The organism is Martelella sp. UBA3392 (assembly GCF_002358775.1).
In the GTDB taxonomy this organism is placed as follows: Bacteria; Pseudomonadota; Alphaproteobacteria; order Rhizobiales; family Rhizobiaceae; genus Martelella; species Martelella mediterranea.
This window is the reverse complement of the sequence record NZ_DEPM01000157.1, coordinates 1-14,999: the sequence shown is the minus strand read 5'-3', so window position 1 is coordinate 14,999 and position 14,999 is coordinate 1. Positions and strand designations below refer to the sequence as shown.

Here is a 14,999-nt window from a genome sequence, read left to right as displayed (position 1 = left end):
AATGGTTTTTTTACGCAATCTGCCACGCGGAATGAAACAATCCGCCTCTGCGCCGTGTTGCGACGCACTATGTTTAGGCCTAGTTATGGCCAAAAATTGATGGATGAGGCGGACATGACCGAAACCGAGAATCATGGTCTCAGTGGCTGGATGGAAGGCGGGACGCATCACCTGCGCCAGCGCGTTTATTACGAGGACACGGATTTTTCCGGCATCGTCTACCACGCGCGCTACCTGCATTTCTTCGAACGCGGCCGCACCGATCTTCTGCGCTGCCTCGGCGTGGAGCAGCGCACGCTGCATACGATCGACGAGGAAGGCCTGGCCTTCGCGGTGCATCACATGGACCTGAAATTCGTGCGTCCGGCGCGGATGGATGATATCCTCGACATCACGACGAAAACCGTGAAGGCGACGGGCGCGCGTATGGTGCTCGAACAGGCGATCCACGCCAATGGGCAGTTGCTGACAACGGCGACGGTGACCGTCGTGGTTATCAACAGGGCCGGGCGCGCGCGCCGCATGCCCGATGATCTGGCTGCCACGCTGCTTGAAGGTCAGTCGACGTAAACGGGCGCATTATGCCGAAAGCCCCTGGAATCCGGGCTTGCTAAAACATGAGTATTATGTGAAGGAATTCGCGCCGCCGCGGGAGACGTCTGGTGCGGTCAAAGCTGCCTTCAGGGGCTGGCGATAAAATCGTAACCGGACGTTAACCATGTTCGGCTATTCTGCGAAAAGCGGAGTTTTAGGCCGGTTTGCCTAGCTTTCACCATGATTTTCAAGGACAGGAAGCAAAGATGCGAATCCACTTAAATTCCGAGTTGAACACACCAGCGTCTCGCAGGCGGCTCTAACCATATCGCCCGGCTTGCCGGGCCAATCTATTCAGGGACTTCGTCATATGGAACAGCTTGGGTTGGAAGCTACGCACGCCGATGTCGGCCTTCTGGCGCTCTTCTGGCAGGCGGGATTCGTCGTCAAGATCGTGATGCTGGGATTGATCGCCGCGTCGGTCTGGACCTGGGCGATCGTGATCGAGAAGATCATCGCCTACAACAAGGAACGCCGCGCCTATAATCAGTTCGAGGATGCGTTCTGGTCGGGCACCTCGCTCGAAAAACTCTACAGCAACCTCTCGGATCGCAAGACCAGCGGCATGGCCGCCGTGTTCGTCTCGGCGATGCGCGAATGGAAAAAATCCTTCGAACGCGGCGCGCGGGCGCCGATGGGCCTGCAGATGCGCGTTGAAAAGGCGATGGACGTCGCCATTCAGCGCGAGGCCGAAAAGCTCGAAGCCCGTCTCGGCTTTCTGGCAAGCGTCGGTTCCGCAGCACCCTTCATCGGCCTGTTCGGTACGGTGGTCGGCATCATGACCTCGTTCCAGGCGATCGCCGGATCGAAATCGACCAATCTCGCCGTGGTTGCCCCCGGCATTGCCGAGGCGCTGCTTGCAACGGCCATCGGCCTTGTCGCGGCCATTCCCGCCGTTGTCGCCTACAACAAGTTCTCCGCCGATTCCGGCAAGCTTGAAGGCCGCATGGAGGGCTTTGCCGACGAGTTCTCATCCATCCTGTCGCGTCAGATCGACGAAAAGCTGCAGTCGCGTCCGGCTGCCGAATAGCGAGGGGAGAACCAACCAATGGCAATGTCCATGGGAACAGGCGGCAAGGCCGGCGGTCGTGGCCGCAGGCGCGCAAGACGCGCTCCCGTCAGCGAAATCAACGTCACGCCTCTGGTCGACGTCATGCTGGTGCTTCTGATCATCTTCATGGTCGCGGCGCCGATGATGACGGTCGGCGTGCCGATCGACCTGCCGGAAACCCAGGCCCAGGCGATGAATTCGGATACCCAGCCGATCACCATCTCGGTCAATCCGGAGGGCCAGATTTTCCTGCAGGAAACCGAGATCCCGATCGACGAGGTCGTGCCCAAGCTGGAGGCAATCGCCACCACCGGCTACAATGAGCGCATCTATGTGCGCGGCGACGCCAATGCCGATTACGGCACGGTCATGAAGGTGATGGCCCGCATTTCTGCGGCCGGCTTCAAGAATATCGGTCTTGTCACGCTGCAGGAACAGGATAGCTGATCTTAGCCCATGAAGCGCAGCCTTGCCATTTCATTCCTGTTGCACTGTCTGGTCCTCGGCTGGGCAGTGTTTGTGCTTGGCGCGCCTTCATCGCTTGAAGTGGCCGATGTCGAAGCGCTGCCGGTGACGCTGATACCGGTGGAAGACATTACCCAGGTCCAGCAGGGCGACGAGACGGCGGAGCTTGCCGATATCGCAGCCCCCGTGCCGACCCGGCGGCCGCAGGAGGTCGCCGAGGCGCAGAATGTCGGCGACAACGATATCGACCTAGAAACCGATACCAACGCAACGCCGGACGATATCGCGCAGGAACAGGCAGCCCTGCCGACGCCTGCCGCCGAGCCGACGCCGGAACCCGCGCCGGTGGAAGAGCCCGCTTCCGAGCCGCCGCCGCCCACGCCGCAACCGGCCGAACGGCCCGAACCCACGCCGGAGCCCGCTCCTGCGCCGGAACCTACCCCCGAGCCTGAGCCTGCGCCGGCCCCGGAGCCGACGCCTGCGCCGGAACCCGCGCCAGCCCCCGAGCCGACGCCTGAGCCGGAGGCAAGTGAGCCCGCTGCCGAGACGCCGCCGGAACCGGAACTGGCATTCCCCGAGCAGGCGCCGCTGCCGACGCGCCGGCCGCCGGAGCCGGTGCTGCGCGAAACCCGCACCGCCGAGGCGCCCAGAACCGACAGCCAGACGACGGCGTCGACCACGGCCGAGGAAGACGATTTCGACGTGGACCAGATCGCGGCGCTTCTGAACCGCACCGAGGCGACCGGCGGCGGTGCGCAACGCTCCGAGGCGCCGGCGGCTGCTGGCGCGACCCGCACAACCGGCGGCTCCACGCTCAGCCAGAGCGAGCTTGACGCGCTGCGCGGGCAGATCCAGCGCAACTGGTCGATCCTCGCGGGCCTTGACGGCGCCGACGATGTGCGCATACGCATCCAGATGAAACTCGATCCCTCCGGCGCGATCGTGGGCGCGCCCGAGGTGACTGCCACCGGTGGCAGCGAGAGCGCGCGGCGAATTCTCGCCGGCGGCGCGCGGCGCGCGGTGCTGAAGGCGTCGCCCTTCAGCGGGTTGCCGCGGGAAAAATATGACGCCTGGAGCGAGGTCATCGTGAACTTCGACCCGAGCCAGATGCTTTAACTCTTCATTCGGTGCCGCCTGAGGGCGATCCCCGGCGAACCGGAGCAATCAACGCTGAAAGGCCAGTCCTGTCATGCTTAAAAATTGTCTCGTCTTCCTTTCCGTCGCATGGGCCGGCATCGCCGTCCTGTTCGTGACCCCTGCCAACGCGCTTGTGGAAATCGACATCTCCAGCGGCAATGTCCAGCCGCTGCCGATCGCGATTACCAATTTCATGTCGGACGATGGCCTCGGCGCGGACATTTCCGGCGTCATCGCCGCCGATCTGAAGCGCTCGGGCCTGTTCAAGCCGGTCGACAGCTCCGCCTTCATCGAGCAGATCAGCAATCCCGACCAGACCCCGCGCTTCGAGGACTGGCAGGTCATCAACGCCGAGGCGCTGGTGGTCGGCCGCGTCACCCGCGAGCCTGATGGCAGGCTGCGCTCCGAATTCCGGCTGTGGGATACCTATGCCGGCCAGCAGATCATCGGCCAGCAGTTCTTCACCCAGCCCGACAACTGGCGGCGCGTCGCCCATATCATCGCCGATTCGATCTATCAGGCGCTGACCGGCGAGCAGGGCTATTTCGACAGCCGCATTGTGTTCGTCTCCGAAAGCGGACCGAAGACCAACCGCACCCGCAAACTCGCGATCATGGATCAGGATGGCTTCAACGTGCGCATGCTGACGGACGGGCAGTATATGGTTCTCACCCCCCGGTTCTCGCCGAACCGGCAGGAGGTCACCTACATGTCCTATGAGAACGACCAGCCGCGCGTCTATCTGCTCCAGCTTGAGACCGGACAGCGCGAGGTTGTCGGCAACTTCCCCGGCATGACCTTCGCGCCGCGGTTCTCGCCCGACGGCCAGCGCATCATCATGAGCCTGCAGCAGGATGGCAACGCCAACATTTATACAATGGACCTGCGCACCCGCTCGACCACGCGGCTGACGAATACCGGCGCGATCGATACCTCACCATCCTATTCGCCGGACGGCAACCGGATCGTGTTCGAAAGCGACCGCGGCGGGCGTCAGCAGCTCTATGTGATGAATGCCGACGGCTCCAACCAGCAGCGGATTTCCTTTGGCGACGGCAGCTATTCGACGCCCGTCTGGTCGCCGCGCGGAGACCTGATCGCGTTTACCAAACAGTCCGGCGGCAAGTTCTCGATCGGGGTGATGAAGCCCGATGGCAGCGGCGAGCGCATCCTGACCACCGGTTTCCACAATGAGGGGCCGACATGGTCGCCGAATGGCCGCGTGCTGATGTTCTTCCGCCAGAATGCCGGCGAGGGCGGTCCACACCTTTATTCGATCGACCTGACGGGTTACAATGAACAGCGCATCCAGACGCCGGATTTCGCATCTGACCCGGCCTGGTCGCCGCTGCTGGAGTAGAGCGCGAGGGACAGAATTCGTTCGCGCCGCGATGCGGGCTTGCCTTTAACGTTTCCTTAGCCATTTCCGTTGAGGGGACGTTAACAGTGATTTGCTAGCACTTTGCGGCAAGGTCGGCGGTCTGCGTACCGTCCATAGTTTTGAGTTGTATTTCCGAGTTATCGACCGGTCATCCGGTCCATGTTTTGAACGCTTCTTAAGGAGAGCGGTAATGAGCCGAGCCACGTTTGGGGTTGAAGGCAATGCGAACAAATTCAGGGTGAAGCCCGCAATGGTCGCGCTTTGCGCGGTGCTTGCGCTGGCCGGCTGCGCCAAGGACAACAAGAACAACCTGCCGGGCAACGGCATGGCGGGCGGCGCCGGCGCATCCTCGGGCATCGCTTCCCCGGGCAGCGTCCAGGACTTCGATCTGAATGTCGGCGACACGGTCTATTTCGAAACCGATTCGGCATCGATCACGCCGATCGCGGCCCAGACGCTCGACAAGCAGGCCCAGTGGCTGCAGCGCTACCAGAACTACGCGATCCGCATCGAAGGCCATGCCGACGAGCGCGGCACCCGCGAATACAACCTTGCCCTCGGCGCCCGCCGCGCAACGGCCACCAAGAACTACCTGGTGTCGCGCGGCATTCCGGCCAATCGCCTGTCCACGATCTCCTACGGCAAGGAACGCCCGGTCGCGGTCTGCGACAACATTTCCTGCTGGTCGCAGAACCGCCGCACCGTCACCGTGCTGACGGGCGCGGGCAGCTGATTGGTCCGAAAGCAGACTTGAAAAACCGGCCTCGCGCCGGTTTTTTTATGTCCGCCGTGCAACAATTCGCGTTTTGATCTAAATATGGCCAGAAACACAGTGTGCGAAGGTTCGAGGCAAAAGGTTTGGGACATGCGATGATGAAAAAAGCGATGATTTGTCTTCTGGCCGGTTCGGCGATGCTGGGAGGAAGCGCCAATGCGGCAGTCTTTCCCGCATTCGGCAAGGCGGCCGGACAGAACACGCAGGTGGTTCAGGTCCAGGCTACGGATCCGTCCCTCAGGATTCAGCAGCTTGAGGAGCAGGTGCGCAACCTGACGGGTCAGGTCGAGGATCTCGGCTTCCAGATGCTGCAGATGGAAGAGAAGATCCGCAAGATGCAGGAGGACATGGAATTCCGTCTGCAGGACCTTGAAAGCGGCATGGCAACGCCGCCTTCGGGAGGCGCCGGCGATGCCGGCAGCCTTGGCAATGATGAGACGGCGACGATGGATGCGCCGCCGCCCAACCCGGAACCCTCGGCGACCAACGATGTGCCTGCTGATCTGCCCGAAGCGGCCGAAGGCGGCGGGTCCGATGCCGATTTCTACAAGCTCGCCTATGATCTCGTTCTCTCCGGCGATTACCAGCAGGCCGAGGAGGCTTTCGGCGAGTTCGTGCTGAGCTATCCCGACAGCCCGCTCATTCCCGATGCCAGCTTCTGGCTCGGCGAATCGATGCTGGCGCAGCAGAAATACAACGAAGCCGCCAAGACTTTCCTGAATGCCTACAAGGCCTATGGCGATTCCGCCAAGGCGCCGGAGATGCTGCTGAAACTCGGCCAGTCGCTTGCCGGAATGGACAACAAGGACGCCGCCTGCGCCACCTTTGCCGAAGTGCCGACGCGTTATCCGAACGCCGCCCAGGCCGTGCTGACCAAGGCCCAGGCTGAAATCAGGGCCAATGGATGCTGACCTCGGTGTCAGTCAGTTCACAGACATTTTCGGGCGGAGAAGCCGCCCTCAATGCCGCCTTCGATTTTGCGAGCCGACTCAAGCCGGGCTGTCATGTTCTGGTCGCGGTGTCCGGCGGCAGCGATTCGCTCGGGCTGCTGGCGGCACTTTGCGAAGCCGCGGAGAAGCTGTCGCGTCCCGACATCCGCATCTCGGCCGCCACGGTCGACCATGGCCTGCGCGCGCAATCCGCCGATGAGGCGGAAACGGTCGCGCGCTTATGCGCCACCCGTGCGATTGGACACGAAACGCTTCCCTGGCGCGGCGAAAAGCCGGCGACGGGGCTGATGGCGGCCGCGCGCGACGCCCGCTATCGTCTGCTGGCAGACCATGCCGCCCGGATCGGCGCGGATGTGATCGCCGTGGCCCACACGCTTGATGACCAGGCCGAGACGCTGGAGATGCGCCAGGCCCGCAACCCCGACCCGCCGGTTTCCGGCATGGCGGCCGAAACGCTTCTGATGGGCCGCATCTGGACAGCCCGTCCGTTCCTGTCCGTTTCCCGTGAGGCGATCCGCGACCTGCTGGTTGCGCGAGGTGTTGCCTGGATTGATGATCCATCCAATGACAACCCCCGTTATGAACGGGTCCGCATGCGCCGGTCCCTTGGCGGCGCGGTCGCGACGCCGGGCGCTGAGGCCACTATGGCCGGGCATATACGTCGCCGTCTCTCCGAAGCCGCGGCCGATCTTCTCGTTTCTTCCGTGCGCATTCAAGGCGCGGCTGCGGCCGAAATTGATCTGGAGTGGTCTGCCGCCAATCCGGATGCGGCCCGCTATCTGCTGAAGGCGCTGACGGCAGTCATCGGCGGCGAAACCCACGGGCCCGGGAAAGCGGTGCTTGCCGATATTCTGGCGATGGCCGAAGCGCCGCATGGCGCGCGCATGACGGCCGGGCGTTGCCTGTTCGAGCGCAATCGGGCGCGGCTTTTCACGCTGCGCGAACGGCGCGGCCTTGAGCGCATTGAGGTTCTACCGGGGACGACGCGGATTTGGGATGGTCGGTGGCGGATCGAAAATCGCTCCCGCGCAGTGGTGGAGATCGGCCCCGCCGGCATTGACGGCGAGCCGATCGAGGCCTTCGCCGCGCTTCCGCCGCGCCTTTCAAAGCTGGCACGCTTGACCATGCCTTGCGCAGGGCAGGGCGCATTGCCGGGCGAGGTCGGGATCAGCCGCATTCTCTCGCCATACCAGCGCTATCTGCCCGGTTTCGATCTGGCGCTGGCCAACCGGCTGGCGGAGGCTTTCGGCCTTTCGCCTTTTCCCGCGCCCGGCTATTTCGGCGGTTAATATTAAACTTGGGATGCGCTTGTCTTGGCAAGACATGGCGTCGACCCTATGTTAGGCCTAACTCAGCGGCACCACCGTGCCGGTTATAGGATTTCGGGGATTTTGATGAACCCAAACTTACGCAATATTGCGCTGTGGGCCATAATCGCGTTGCTGCTGGTCGCGCTTTTCAGCATGTTCCAGTCGACGCCGTCGCATAACGGCGCGACGCAGGTGGCCTATTCGCAATTCGTCAGCGATGTCGATTCCGGCAAGGTCAAGGATGTGACCATTACCGGCAACACCATTACCGGCACCTATTCCGGCGGTGGCGGCAAGACATTCCATACCTATGCCCCGGTCATCGACGATTCCCTTCTCACCAAGCTGGAAAGCGCCAACGTACAGGTCGATGCCAAGCCCGTGAACGACGGCTCCGGTGGTATCCTGAGCTATGTCGGCACGCTTCTGCCGATGCTTCTGATCCTCGGCGTCTGGCTGTTTTTCATGCGCCAGATGCAGGGCGGCTCGCGCGGGGCGATGGGCTTCGGCAAGTCCAAGGCCAAGCTTCTGACCGAAGCCAATGGCCGCGTCACCTTTGATGATGTCGCCGGCGTTGACGAAGCCAAGCAGGATCTCGAGGAAATCGTCGAATTCCTGCGCGACCCGCAGAAGTTCCAGCGCCTCGGCGGCCGCATTCCGCGCGGCGTGCTGCTGGTCGGCCCGCCCGGTACCGGCAAGACGCTGCTGGCCCGCTCGGTGGCCGGTGAGGCCAATGTGCCGTTCTTCACGATCTCCGGTTCCGACTTCGTCGAAATGTTTGTCGGCGTCGGCGCATCGCGCGTGCGCGACATGTTCGAGCAGGCCAAGAAGAACGCGCCCTGCATCATCTTCATCGACGAAATCGATGCGGTCGGCCGTCATCGCGGCGCCGGTCTCGGCGGCGGCAATGATGAGCGCGAGCAGACGCTGAACCAGTTGCTGGTCGAGATGGACGGCTTCGAGGCCAATGAGGGTGTTATCCTGATCGCCGCCACCAACCGTCCCGACGTTCTGGACCCCGCGCTTCTGCGTCCCGGCCGTTTCGACCGTCAGGTCGTGGTGCCGAACCCGGATATCGTCGGCCGCGAACGCATTCTGAAGGTCCATGCCCGCAATACGCCGCTTGCCCCGAATGTCGACCTCAAGGTCGTTGCCCGCGGCACGCCCGGCTTTTCCGGCGCCGACCTGATGAACCTCGTTAACGAGGCGGCGCTGATGGCCGCAAGGCGCAACAAGCGTCTGGTGACCATGGCGGAATTCGAGGATGCCAAGGACAAGATCATGATGGGTGCCGAGCGGCGCTCCACCGCGATGACCGAGGCGGAAAAGAAGCTGACGGCCTATCACGAGGCCGGTCATGCGATCGTGGCAATGAAGGTGCCGGTGGCCGACCCCGTTCACAAGGCGACCATCATTCCCCGTGGCCGCGCGCTCGGCATGGTGATGCAGCTTCCCGAGGGCGACCGCTACTCGATGAGCTACAAGTGGATGATCTCGCGCCTCGCCATCATGATGGGCGGCCGCGTTGCCGAGGAGCTCACCTTCGGCAAGGACAACATCACCTCCGGCGCATCCTCCGATATCGAGCAGGCGACCAAGCTTGCACGGGCGATGGTGACGCAGTGGGGCTTCTCCGACGAGCTCGGACATGTCTCCTATGGTGAGAACCAGCAGGAGGTCTTCCTGGGGCATTCGGTCTCGCAGTCGAAGAACGTCTCCGAGACCACGGCGCAGAAGATCGACAGCGAAATCCGCCGCCTGATCGACGAGGCCTACACCGAGGCCACCCGCATACTGAAGGAAAACCACGACGGCTTCGTCGCGCTGGCCGAAGGCCTGCTCGAATATGAGACGCTGTCCGGCGACGAGATCAAGGCGATCCTGAAGGGCGAGAAGCCCGCCCGCGATCTCGGCGACGACACGCCGCCCTCGCGCGGTTCGGCGGTGCCCTCCATGGGGCCCAAGAAGGACGCGCCCGCGCCGGCAGACGGCAAGGGCGACGGGTTCGAACCGCAGACCAATTGACCATTCAACCGCCGGCCCCAAAGCCGGCGGTTTTTTGTTGGCGTTTGGAAGGGCGTCCCGGACGGCGTTTGCGGGCTACTGGCCAATCGCGCCACGGTAACGCCATGTTAGCGGTGTTGACGTTATTTTAAGTGCCCTGAGGGCGATAATCTGCGAAGACACTCTCGTTTGTATTTTAGCTTTGGAGCGACGCGGCGCGCGCGGCGCTGAAGGGATTGCCATGACACGTAAATATTTCGGCACCGACGGTATTCGCGGACAGTCCAATGTTTTTCCGATGACGCCGGATCTGGCGATGCGCGTGGGCATCGCCGTCGGCACGATCTTCCGGCGCGGCGATCACACCCACCGCGTGGTGATCGGCAAGGATACGCGGCTTTCCGGCTATATGCTGGAAAATGCGCTGGTGGCGGGCTTCACCGCGGCCGGCCTCGATGTCTATCTGCTCGGCCCGATCCCGACGCCGGCCGTCGCCATGCTGACGCGCTCGCTGCGCGCCGATGTCGGCGTGATGATTTCGGCGTCGCACAACCCCTTTGCCGATAACGGCATCAAGCTGTTCGGGCCCGACGGCTACAAGATGTCCGACGAGATCGAGGCGCGGATCGAGGCGTTGATCGATCGCGACAATTTCCACGCCCAGCTTGCCCGCTCGCACGAGATCGGCCGCGCCAGCCGCGTTGACGGCGACATCTATCGCTATATCGAATTCGTCAAGCGCACCCTGCCGCGCGATGTCACGCTGCACGGGCTCAGGGTCGTGGTCGATTGCGCCAATGGCGCGGCCTACAAGGCGGCCCCTACCGCGCTGTGGGAGCTTGGCGCGGATGTGGTCGCGATCGGCACCAAGCCGGACGGTCTCAACATCAACAAGGAATGCGGCTCCACCTATCCCAAGACCCTGCAGGAAAAGGTGCATGAGGTGCGCGCCGATATCGGCATCGCGCTCGACGGCGACGCCGACCGCGTCATCATCGTTGACGAGCAGGGCAGCATCATCGATGGCGACCAGGTGATGGCGGTGATTGCTGGCAACATGGTCGAGGACAAGGAATTGAAGGGCGGCGGCGTTGTCGCCACCGTCATGTCCAATCTCGGCCTCGAGCGCCACCTGAACGGCATGAATCTCGATCTGGTGCGCACCAAGGTCGGCGACCGCTACGTCGTCGAGCATATGCGCAAGAACGGTTACAATGTCGGGGGCGAGCAATCCGGCCATATCGTGCTGTCCGATTTCGGCACCACCGGCGACGGGCTGGTGGCTGCGCTGCAGGTGCTGGCCGCCGTCAAGCGCGCGGGCAAGCCGGTCAGCGAGGTCTGCCGCAAATTCGATCCCGTGCCGCAGCTTCTGCGCAATGTCCGTATCACCGCCGGCGCGGCTCCGCTGGAAGACGGCAATGTCAAGAAGGCGATCGCCGATGCCGAGGCCGAACTGAAGGGGCGCGGCCGCCTGGTAATCCGCCCCTCGGGCACCGAGCCGCTGATTCGGGTGATGGCCGAGGGCGACGATCCGGCACAGGTAGAAAGCGTCGTCTCGGGCCTGATCGACGTGATTGCGAGCGTGCGCACGGCTGCGTGAGGTCTGCCGCCGACCAAACAATCCGCTGACCGCTGAAAGCGTCTGCGCGGAATTGACGAACCCCACGTCATGCTATGTTTGACTTTGTCTGATCCCAGCGTCTCAAATGTATTCGACGGAGGAACAGCTCTACCCAATGAGGGAAGAGTGGAAGAGCGGTATGCCGATAACACGAGTAAGCCTGTCGGAACCATGCCCAATAATCTTGCAGAGTAACTCACCAGCAACTCGAAGCCGGCCTTGATGTCCCAGACCACGTCTGAAAGTCAGAACGTCCGCTGGGCGCATCCTGTTTTTAGAACGTTGGTTGCTTGCGATGCGACTTCCGTCTCTATTTCCTGTGGGGCAGAACCTGCGTACACCAGAAAGGACAGGGTCTCATTCGATGACGGGACTTCCGTTTCGATACAGGCGACCACATAGTCCGCTTCCTTCCTGTCCAGACTTCTTTTCTCGCCTTTTTCCCAACATGCGCCAAGCATATTCACGCGAAACGGCAATGAGTTGTTGCACGCGTTCCTGGGACTCAAATCCTTGCCAATCTGATTTCCGTCCTGATAGGCACGGATTGTCAGCTCGAAGCCCTTTGTATCGGCTGGAAAGGTGAATGCGCCGGGCCCCTCATAGTGGCGAAGGCCGCAAAGTACCTCGCCCTTGTCAAGCGCAGCCCATTTTATTCCGCCCATAAGGGTGCTTCCGATTGCCGGCAGCCAGTCAGCAGCCGAATCCAGCAATTCCTCACTGCTCCCGCCTGAAACAGTGCACATTGCCGCGACTTTGAAGTTGTTGTCGATGTCCGTGGTTGTGAACCCAAAATGGTTTGTCTGCTTGGTGTCATACGCTTGTGCGGAAACCACCAATCCCGCAAAAAAAGTCAATAAAGTAACGTTGAACTTCAATAGGCGCATAATATCCCCCGCACGAATGAATGTTTACCCGATGTTATACCAGGTAACCGTCATTCTATCGACAATATATTTGAATTCAACTGCGGAGAGAAGGTTTTCTCTCGACCGGCTGTGTTGCTGCCTCGCTTTGAGGGTTGGGTCAGGTTCAAGCGACCGATGGAAATTATTGTCGTTATCGCTCTCATTTCGTCCCATGCCGTGAATTTCCGCGTTTGCCTACTCCAGTGCCAATGAAGTGAACCTTACAAGAACATTCGGTGATGTGTTGTGTCAGTCCCGGCCGTTTGCTCTCTCTATGGTCGTGTCTCGCTCGCGCGAACTTGCTGACCGTCATCACCCGGTCATCTTTTCCCTTGCTTAATCCCTACGTCTCCCATATATCCGACGGCGGGACACCTCTCCCCAACGAGAGGCCACTATCTGAAAGGGTAGACTATGACTGATATGACCAAGCCGGACGTGCGTCCGGCCAATCCCCGCTTTTCTTCCGGCCCCTGTGCGAAGCGTCCCGGCTGGACGCCCGAAGCGCTCAATGATGCGCCGCTTGGCCGCTCCCATCGTGCGAAAATCGGCAAGGCGAAGCTCAAGGAAGCGATCGATCTTACCCGCGAGATCCTCGGCGTTCCCGGCGATTACCGCATCGGCATCGTGCCGGCGTCGGATACCGGCGCGGTCGAGATGGCGCTGTGGTCGCTGCTCGGCGAACGCGGCGTCGACATGCTTGCCTGGGAATCGTTCGGTTCGGGCTGGGTGACCGATGTCATCAAGCAGCTCAAGCTCAAGGACGCGCGCAAGATCGAAGCGCCCTATGGCCAGCTCCCCGACCTTTCCACTGTCAATTTCGACGATGACGTGGTCTTCACCTGGAACGGCACCACCTCGGGCGTGCGCGTTCCGAATGCCGATTTCATTCCCTATGACCGCAAGGGCCTGACGATTTGCGACGCGACCTCGGCCGTGTTCGCGCAGGACCTCGACTTCAACAAGCTCGATGTCGTCACCTTCTCCTGGCAGAAGGTGCTGGGCGGCGAGGGCGGCCATGGTGTCCTGATCCTCTCGCCGCGCGCTGTCGAGCGGCTGGAGAACTACACCCCGGAATGGCCGCTGCCGAAGATCTTCCGCATGACCAAGGGCGGCAAGCTGATCGAGGGTATCTTCGTCGGCGAAACCATCAACACGCCATCCATGCTCTGCGTCGAGGATTATCTCGATGCGCTGAAATGGGCGAAACAGGTCGGTGGCCTTGAAGGCCTGATGGCGCGGGCTGATGCCAATGCCAAGGTGATCTTCGATTTCGTCGAGAACAACGACTGGATCGAAAACCTCGCCGAAGTGGCCGAGACCCGCTCCAATACATCCGTCTGCCTCAAGATCGTCGATCCGGCGGTTCTGGCGCTTGACGATGCCGGGCAGGCCGCCTTTGCAAAGGCGATCGTGACCGCGCTCGACAAGGAAGAGGTCGCCTACGATATCGGCGCCTATCGCGACGCGCCGTCCGGCCTTCGCATCTGGGCCGGCTCCACGGTGGAAACCGCCGATATGGAAGCGCTGATGGGCTGGCTCGACTGGGCTTTCCGTACGGAAAAAGCCAGGCTTTCCGAAAACGCGGCCTGACACGCCCAACGGAGGTCGGGCCATGTCGCCGCGCATCCTCAACTTCATTGCAGACACGACGGCGCTGGTGATTTTCTTCACCATCGCCAGTGGTCTCAACGAACGCTTCATTGCCGGAATGACCTGGAGTGAGCTTCTGGTCTCACGGTCGATCGGAGCAGTGTTGATGGTGCTGACGGCAAGGCCTTATGGTCTGTGGCGGGATTTCCTCTTCGGAAAGATTAAGCCAAAGACGCGTGCCGGCGAATTCGCCACGGATTGCTTTTCCCTGATCGCCTTTCAGGTGCCGATCTACATCGCGATCATCGCGATCGGCGGAGCCTCCGGCGTTGGCATTATCAGAGGCGCGGCTGGGTTCGCGGTGCTGATGTTGGTGCTTGGCAGGCCCTACGGCATGTTCCTCGAGTTCGTAAGGGGCCTTTTCGGCCTCACGGGTAAGGGGCAAAAGCCGATGTCGCTTGGCGGCTGACGATATTGCAGACCGGGCCGCTGGCCGGCCCGGACCCGTTCATAAATTATCATTCGTCGCGGCTCGACCCGGCGCAAACCTACAGGAGGCCATCATGGCACCTCGCGTACTCGTATCCGACGCGCTGTCGGAAGCTGCCGTCCAGATCTTCAAGGATCGCGGCATCGATGTCGACTTCCAGCCGAAGCTCGGCAAGGACAAGGAAAAGCTGCTCGAAGTCATCGGCCAGTATGATGGCCTTGCGATCCGCTCGGCCACCAAGGCGACCGAAAAGCTGATCGAGGCGGCGACCAATCTCAAGGTCATCGGCCGCGCCGGCATCGGCGTCGACAATGTCGATATCCCGGCCGCATCGCGCCGGGGCATCATCGTCATGAACACGCCCTTCGGCAACTCGATCACGACCGCCGAACACGCCATCTCGCTGATGCTGGCCGTTGCCCGCCAGATCCCGGCCGCCGACGCCTCGACCCAGGCCGGCAAGTGGGAGAAGTCGAAATTCATGGGCGTCGAGATCACCGGCAAGACACTCGGCGTCATCGGCGCCGGCAATATCGGCTCGATCGTCTGCAACCGCGCGCTCGGCCTGAAGATGAACGTCATCGCCTATGATCCCTTCCTGTCGCAGGACAAGGCCGAGAAGATGGGCGTCACCAAGGTCGAGCTCGACGAACTGCTGGCCAAGGCCGACTTCATCACGCTCCACGTTCCGATGACCGACAAGACCCGCGGCATCCTGAA

General features: G+C 61.8%; 14 protein-coding genes. 13 read left to right on the top strand and 1 reads right to left on the bottom strand.

Translation table 11 applies throughout. The annotated features are described in order from the left end of the window. Positions 1–114: 114 nt before the first annotated feature. The 10 genes from ybgC (at position 115) to glmM (ending at position 11,267) form a co-directional block, all read left to right on the top strand. Complete coding sequence (ybgC, locus tag B4E36_RS11825; RefSeq protein ID WP_292055073.1) at positions 115–570, top strand: tol-pal system-associated acyl-CoA thioesterase; 456 nt, start codon at positions 115–117, stop codon at positions 568–570. A gap of 334 nt (positions 571–904) precedes the next feature. Then, the gene (gene tolQ, locus B4E36_RS11820) at positions 905–1,624 is read left to right on the top strand and encodes a protein TolQ (RefSeq protein ID WP_026173271.1); all 720 of its coding nucleotides are present in this window, start codon (positions 905–907) and stop codon (positions 1,622–1,624) included. 18 nt (positions 1,625–1,642) lie between these two features. After that, positions 1,643–2,092, top strand: coding sequence for a protein TolR (tolR, locus tag B4E36_RS11815; RefSeq protein WP_292055074.1), 450 nt, complete (start codon positions 1,643–1,645; stop codon positions 2,090–2,092). A 9-nt stretch (positions 2,093–2,101) separates the two neighbouring features. Continuing rightward, positions 2,102–3,226 carry a cell envelope integrity protein TolA gene (locus B4E36_RS11810; protein ID WP_292055075.1) on the top strand — a complete coding sequence of 375 codons (1,125 nt, stop codon included), beginning with the start codon at positions 2,102–2,104 and terminating at the stop codon, positions 3,224–3,226. Positions 3,227–3,299: 73 nt separating this feature from the next. Continuing rightward, positions 3,300–4,607, top strand: a complete 1,308-nt coding sequence (gene tolB / locus B4E36_RS11805; protein ID WP_292055076.1) for a Tol-Pal system beta propeller repeat protein TolB — start codon at positions 3,300–3,302, stop codon at positions 4,605–4,607. A gap of 211 nt (positions 4,608–4,818) precedes the next feature. Then, positions 4,819–5,361: a peptidoglycan-associated lipoprotein Pal gene (gene pal, locus B4E36_RS11800; RefSeq protein WP_292055077.1), complete on the top strand. Its 543-nt coding sequence runs from the start codon at positions 4,819–4,821 to the stop codon at positions 5,359–5,361. Between the two features lie 140 nt (positions 5,362–5,501). Continuing rightward, positions 5,502–6,314 (top strand): tol-pal system protein YbgF, encoded by an 813-nt coding sequence (gene ybgF / locus B4E36_RS11795; RefSeq protein ID WP_292055078.1) that lies wholly within the window; start codon positions 5,502–5,504, stop codon positions 6,312–6,314. A 5-nt stretch (positions 6,315–6,319) separates the two neighbouring features. Beyond that, positions 6,320–7,642 carry a tRNA lysidine(34) synthetase TilS gene (tilS, locus tag B4E36_RS11790; protein ID WP_292055079.1) on the top strand — a complete coding sequence of 441 codons (1,323 nt, stop codon included), beginning with the start codon at positions 6,320–6,322 and terminating at the stop codon, positions 7,640–7,642. A gap of 105 nt (positions 7,643–7,747) precedes the next feature. Next, positions 7,748–9,688 (top strand): ATP-dependent zinc metalloprotease FtsH, encoded by a 1,941-nt coding sequence (gene ftsH, locus B4E36_RS11785; RefSeq protein ID WP_026173267.1) that lies wholly within the window; start codon positions 7,748–7,750, stop codon positions 9,686–9,688. A gap of 220 nt (positions 9,689–9,908) precedes the next feature. Continuing rightward, complete coding sequence (gene glmM, locus B4E36_RS11780; RefSeq protein ID WP_292055080.1) at positions 9,909–11,267, top strand: phosphoglucosamine mutase; 1,359 nt, start codon at positions 9,909–9,911, stop codon at positions 11,265–11,267. Positions 11,268–11,533: 266 nt separating this feature from the next. Here the strand turns inward: glmM and B4E36_RS11775 are convergent, their stop codons facing one another. Beyond that, complete coding sequence (locus B4E36_RS11775; protein ID WP_292055081.1) at positions 11,534–12,175, bottom strand: hypothetical protein; 642 nt, start codon at positions 12,173–12,175, stop codon at positions 11,534–11,536. Between the two features lie 435 nt (positions 12,176–12,610). On the opposite strand from B4E36_RS11775, the gene B4E36_RS11770 reads away from it, so the two are divergent. From B4E36_RS11770 to B4E36_RS11760, 3 genes are all read left to right on the top strand, one after another. After that, positions 12,611–13,789 carry a phosphoserine transaminase gene (locus B4E36_RS11770; RefSeq protein ID WP_292055082.1) on the top strand — a complete coding sequence of 393 codons (1,179 nt, stop codon included), beginning with the start codon at positions 12,611–12,613 and terminating at the stop codon, positions 13,787–13,789. Positions 13,790–13,811: 22 nt separating this feature from the next. Then, positions 13,812–14,258: an L-alanine exporter AlaE gene (gene alaE / locus B4E36_RS11765; RefSeq protein WP_292055083.1), complete on the top strand. Its 447-nt coding sequence runs from the start codon at positions 13,812–13,814 to the stop codon at positions 14,256–14,258. 94 nt (positions 14,259–14,352) lie between these two features. After that, positions 14,353–14,999 (top strand): hydroxyacid dehydrogenase (locus tag B4E36_RS11760; protein WP_345900380.1); only part of this gene is annotated, 647 nt, incomplete at its 3' end.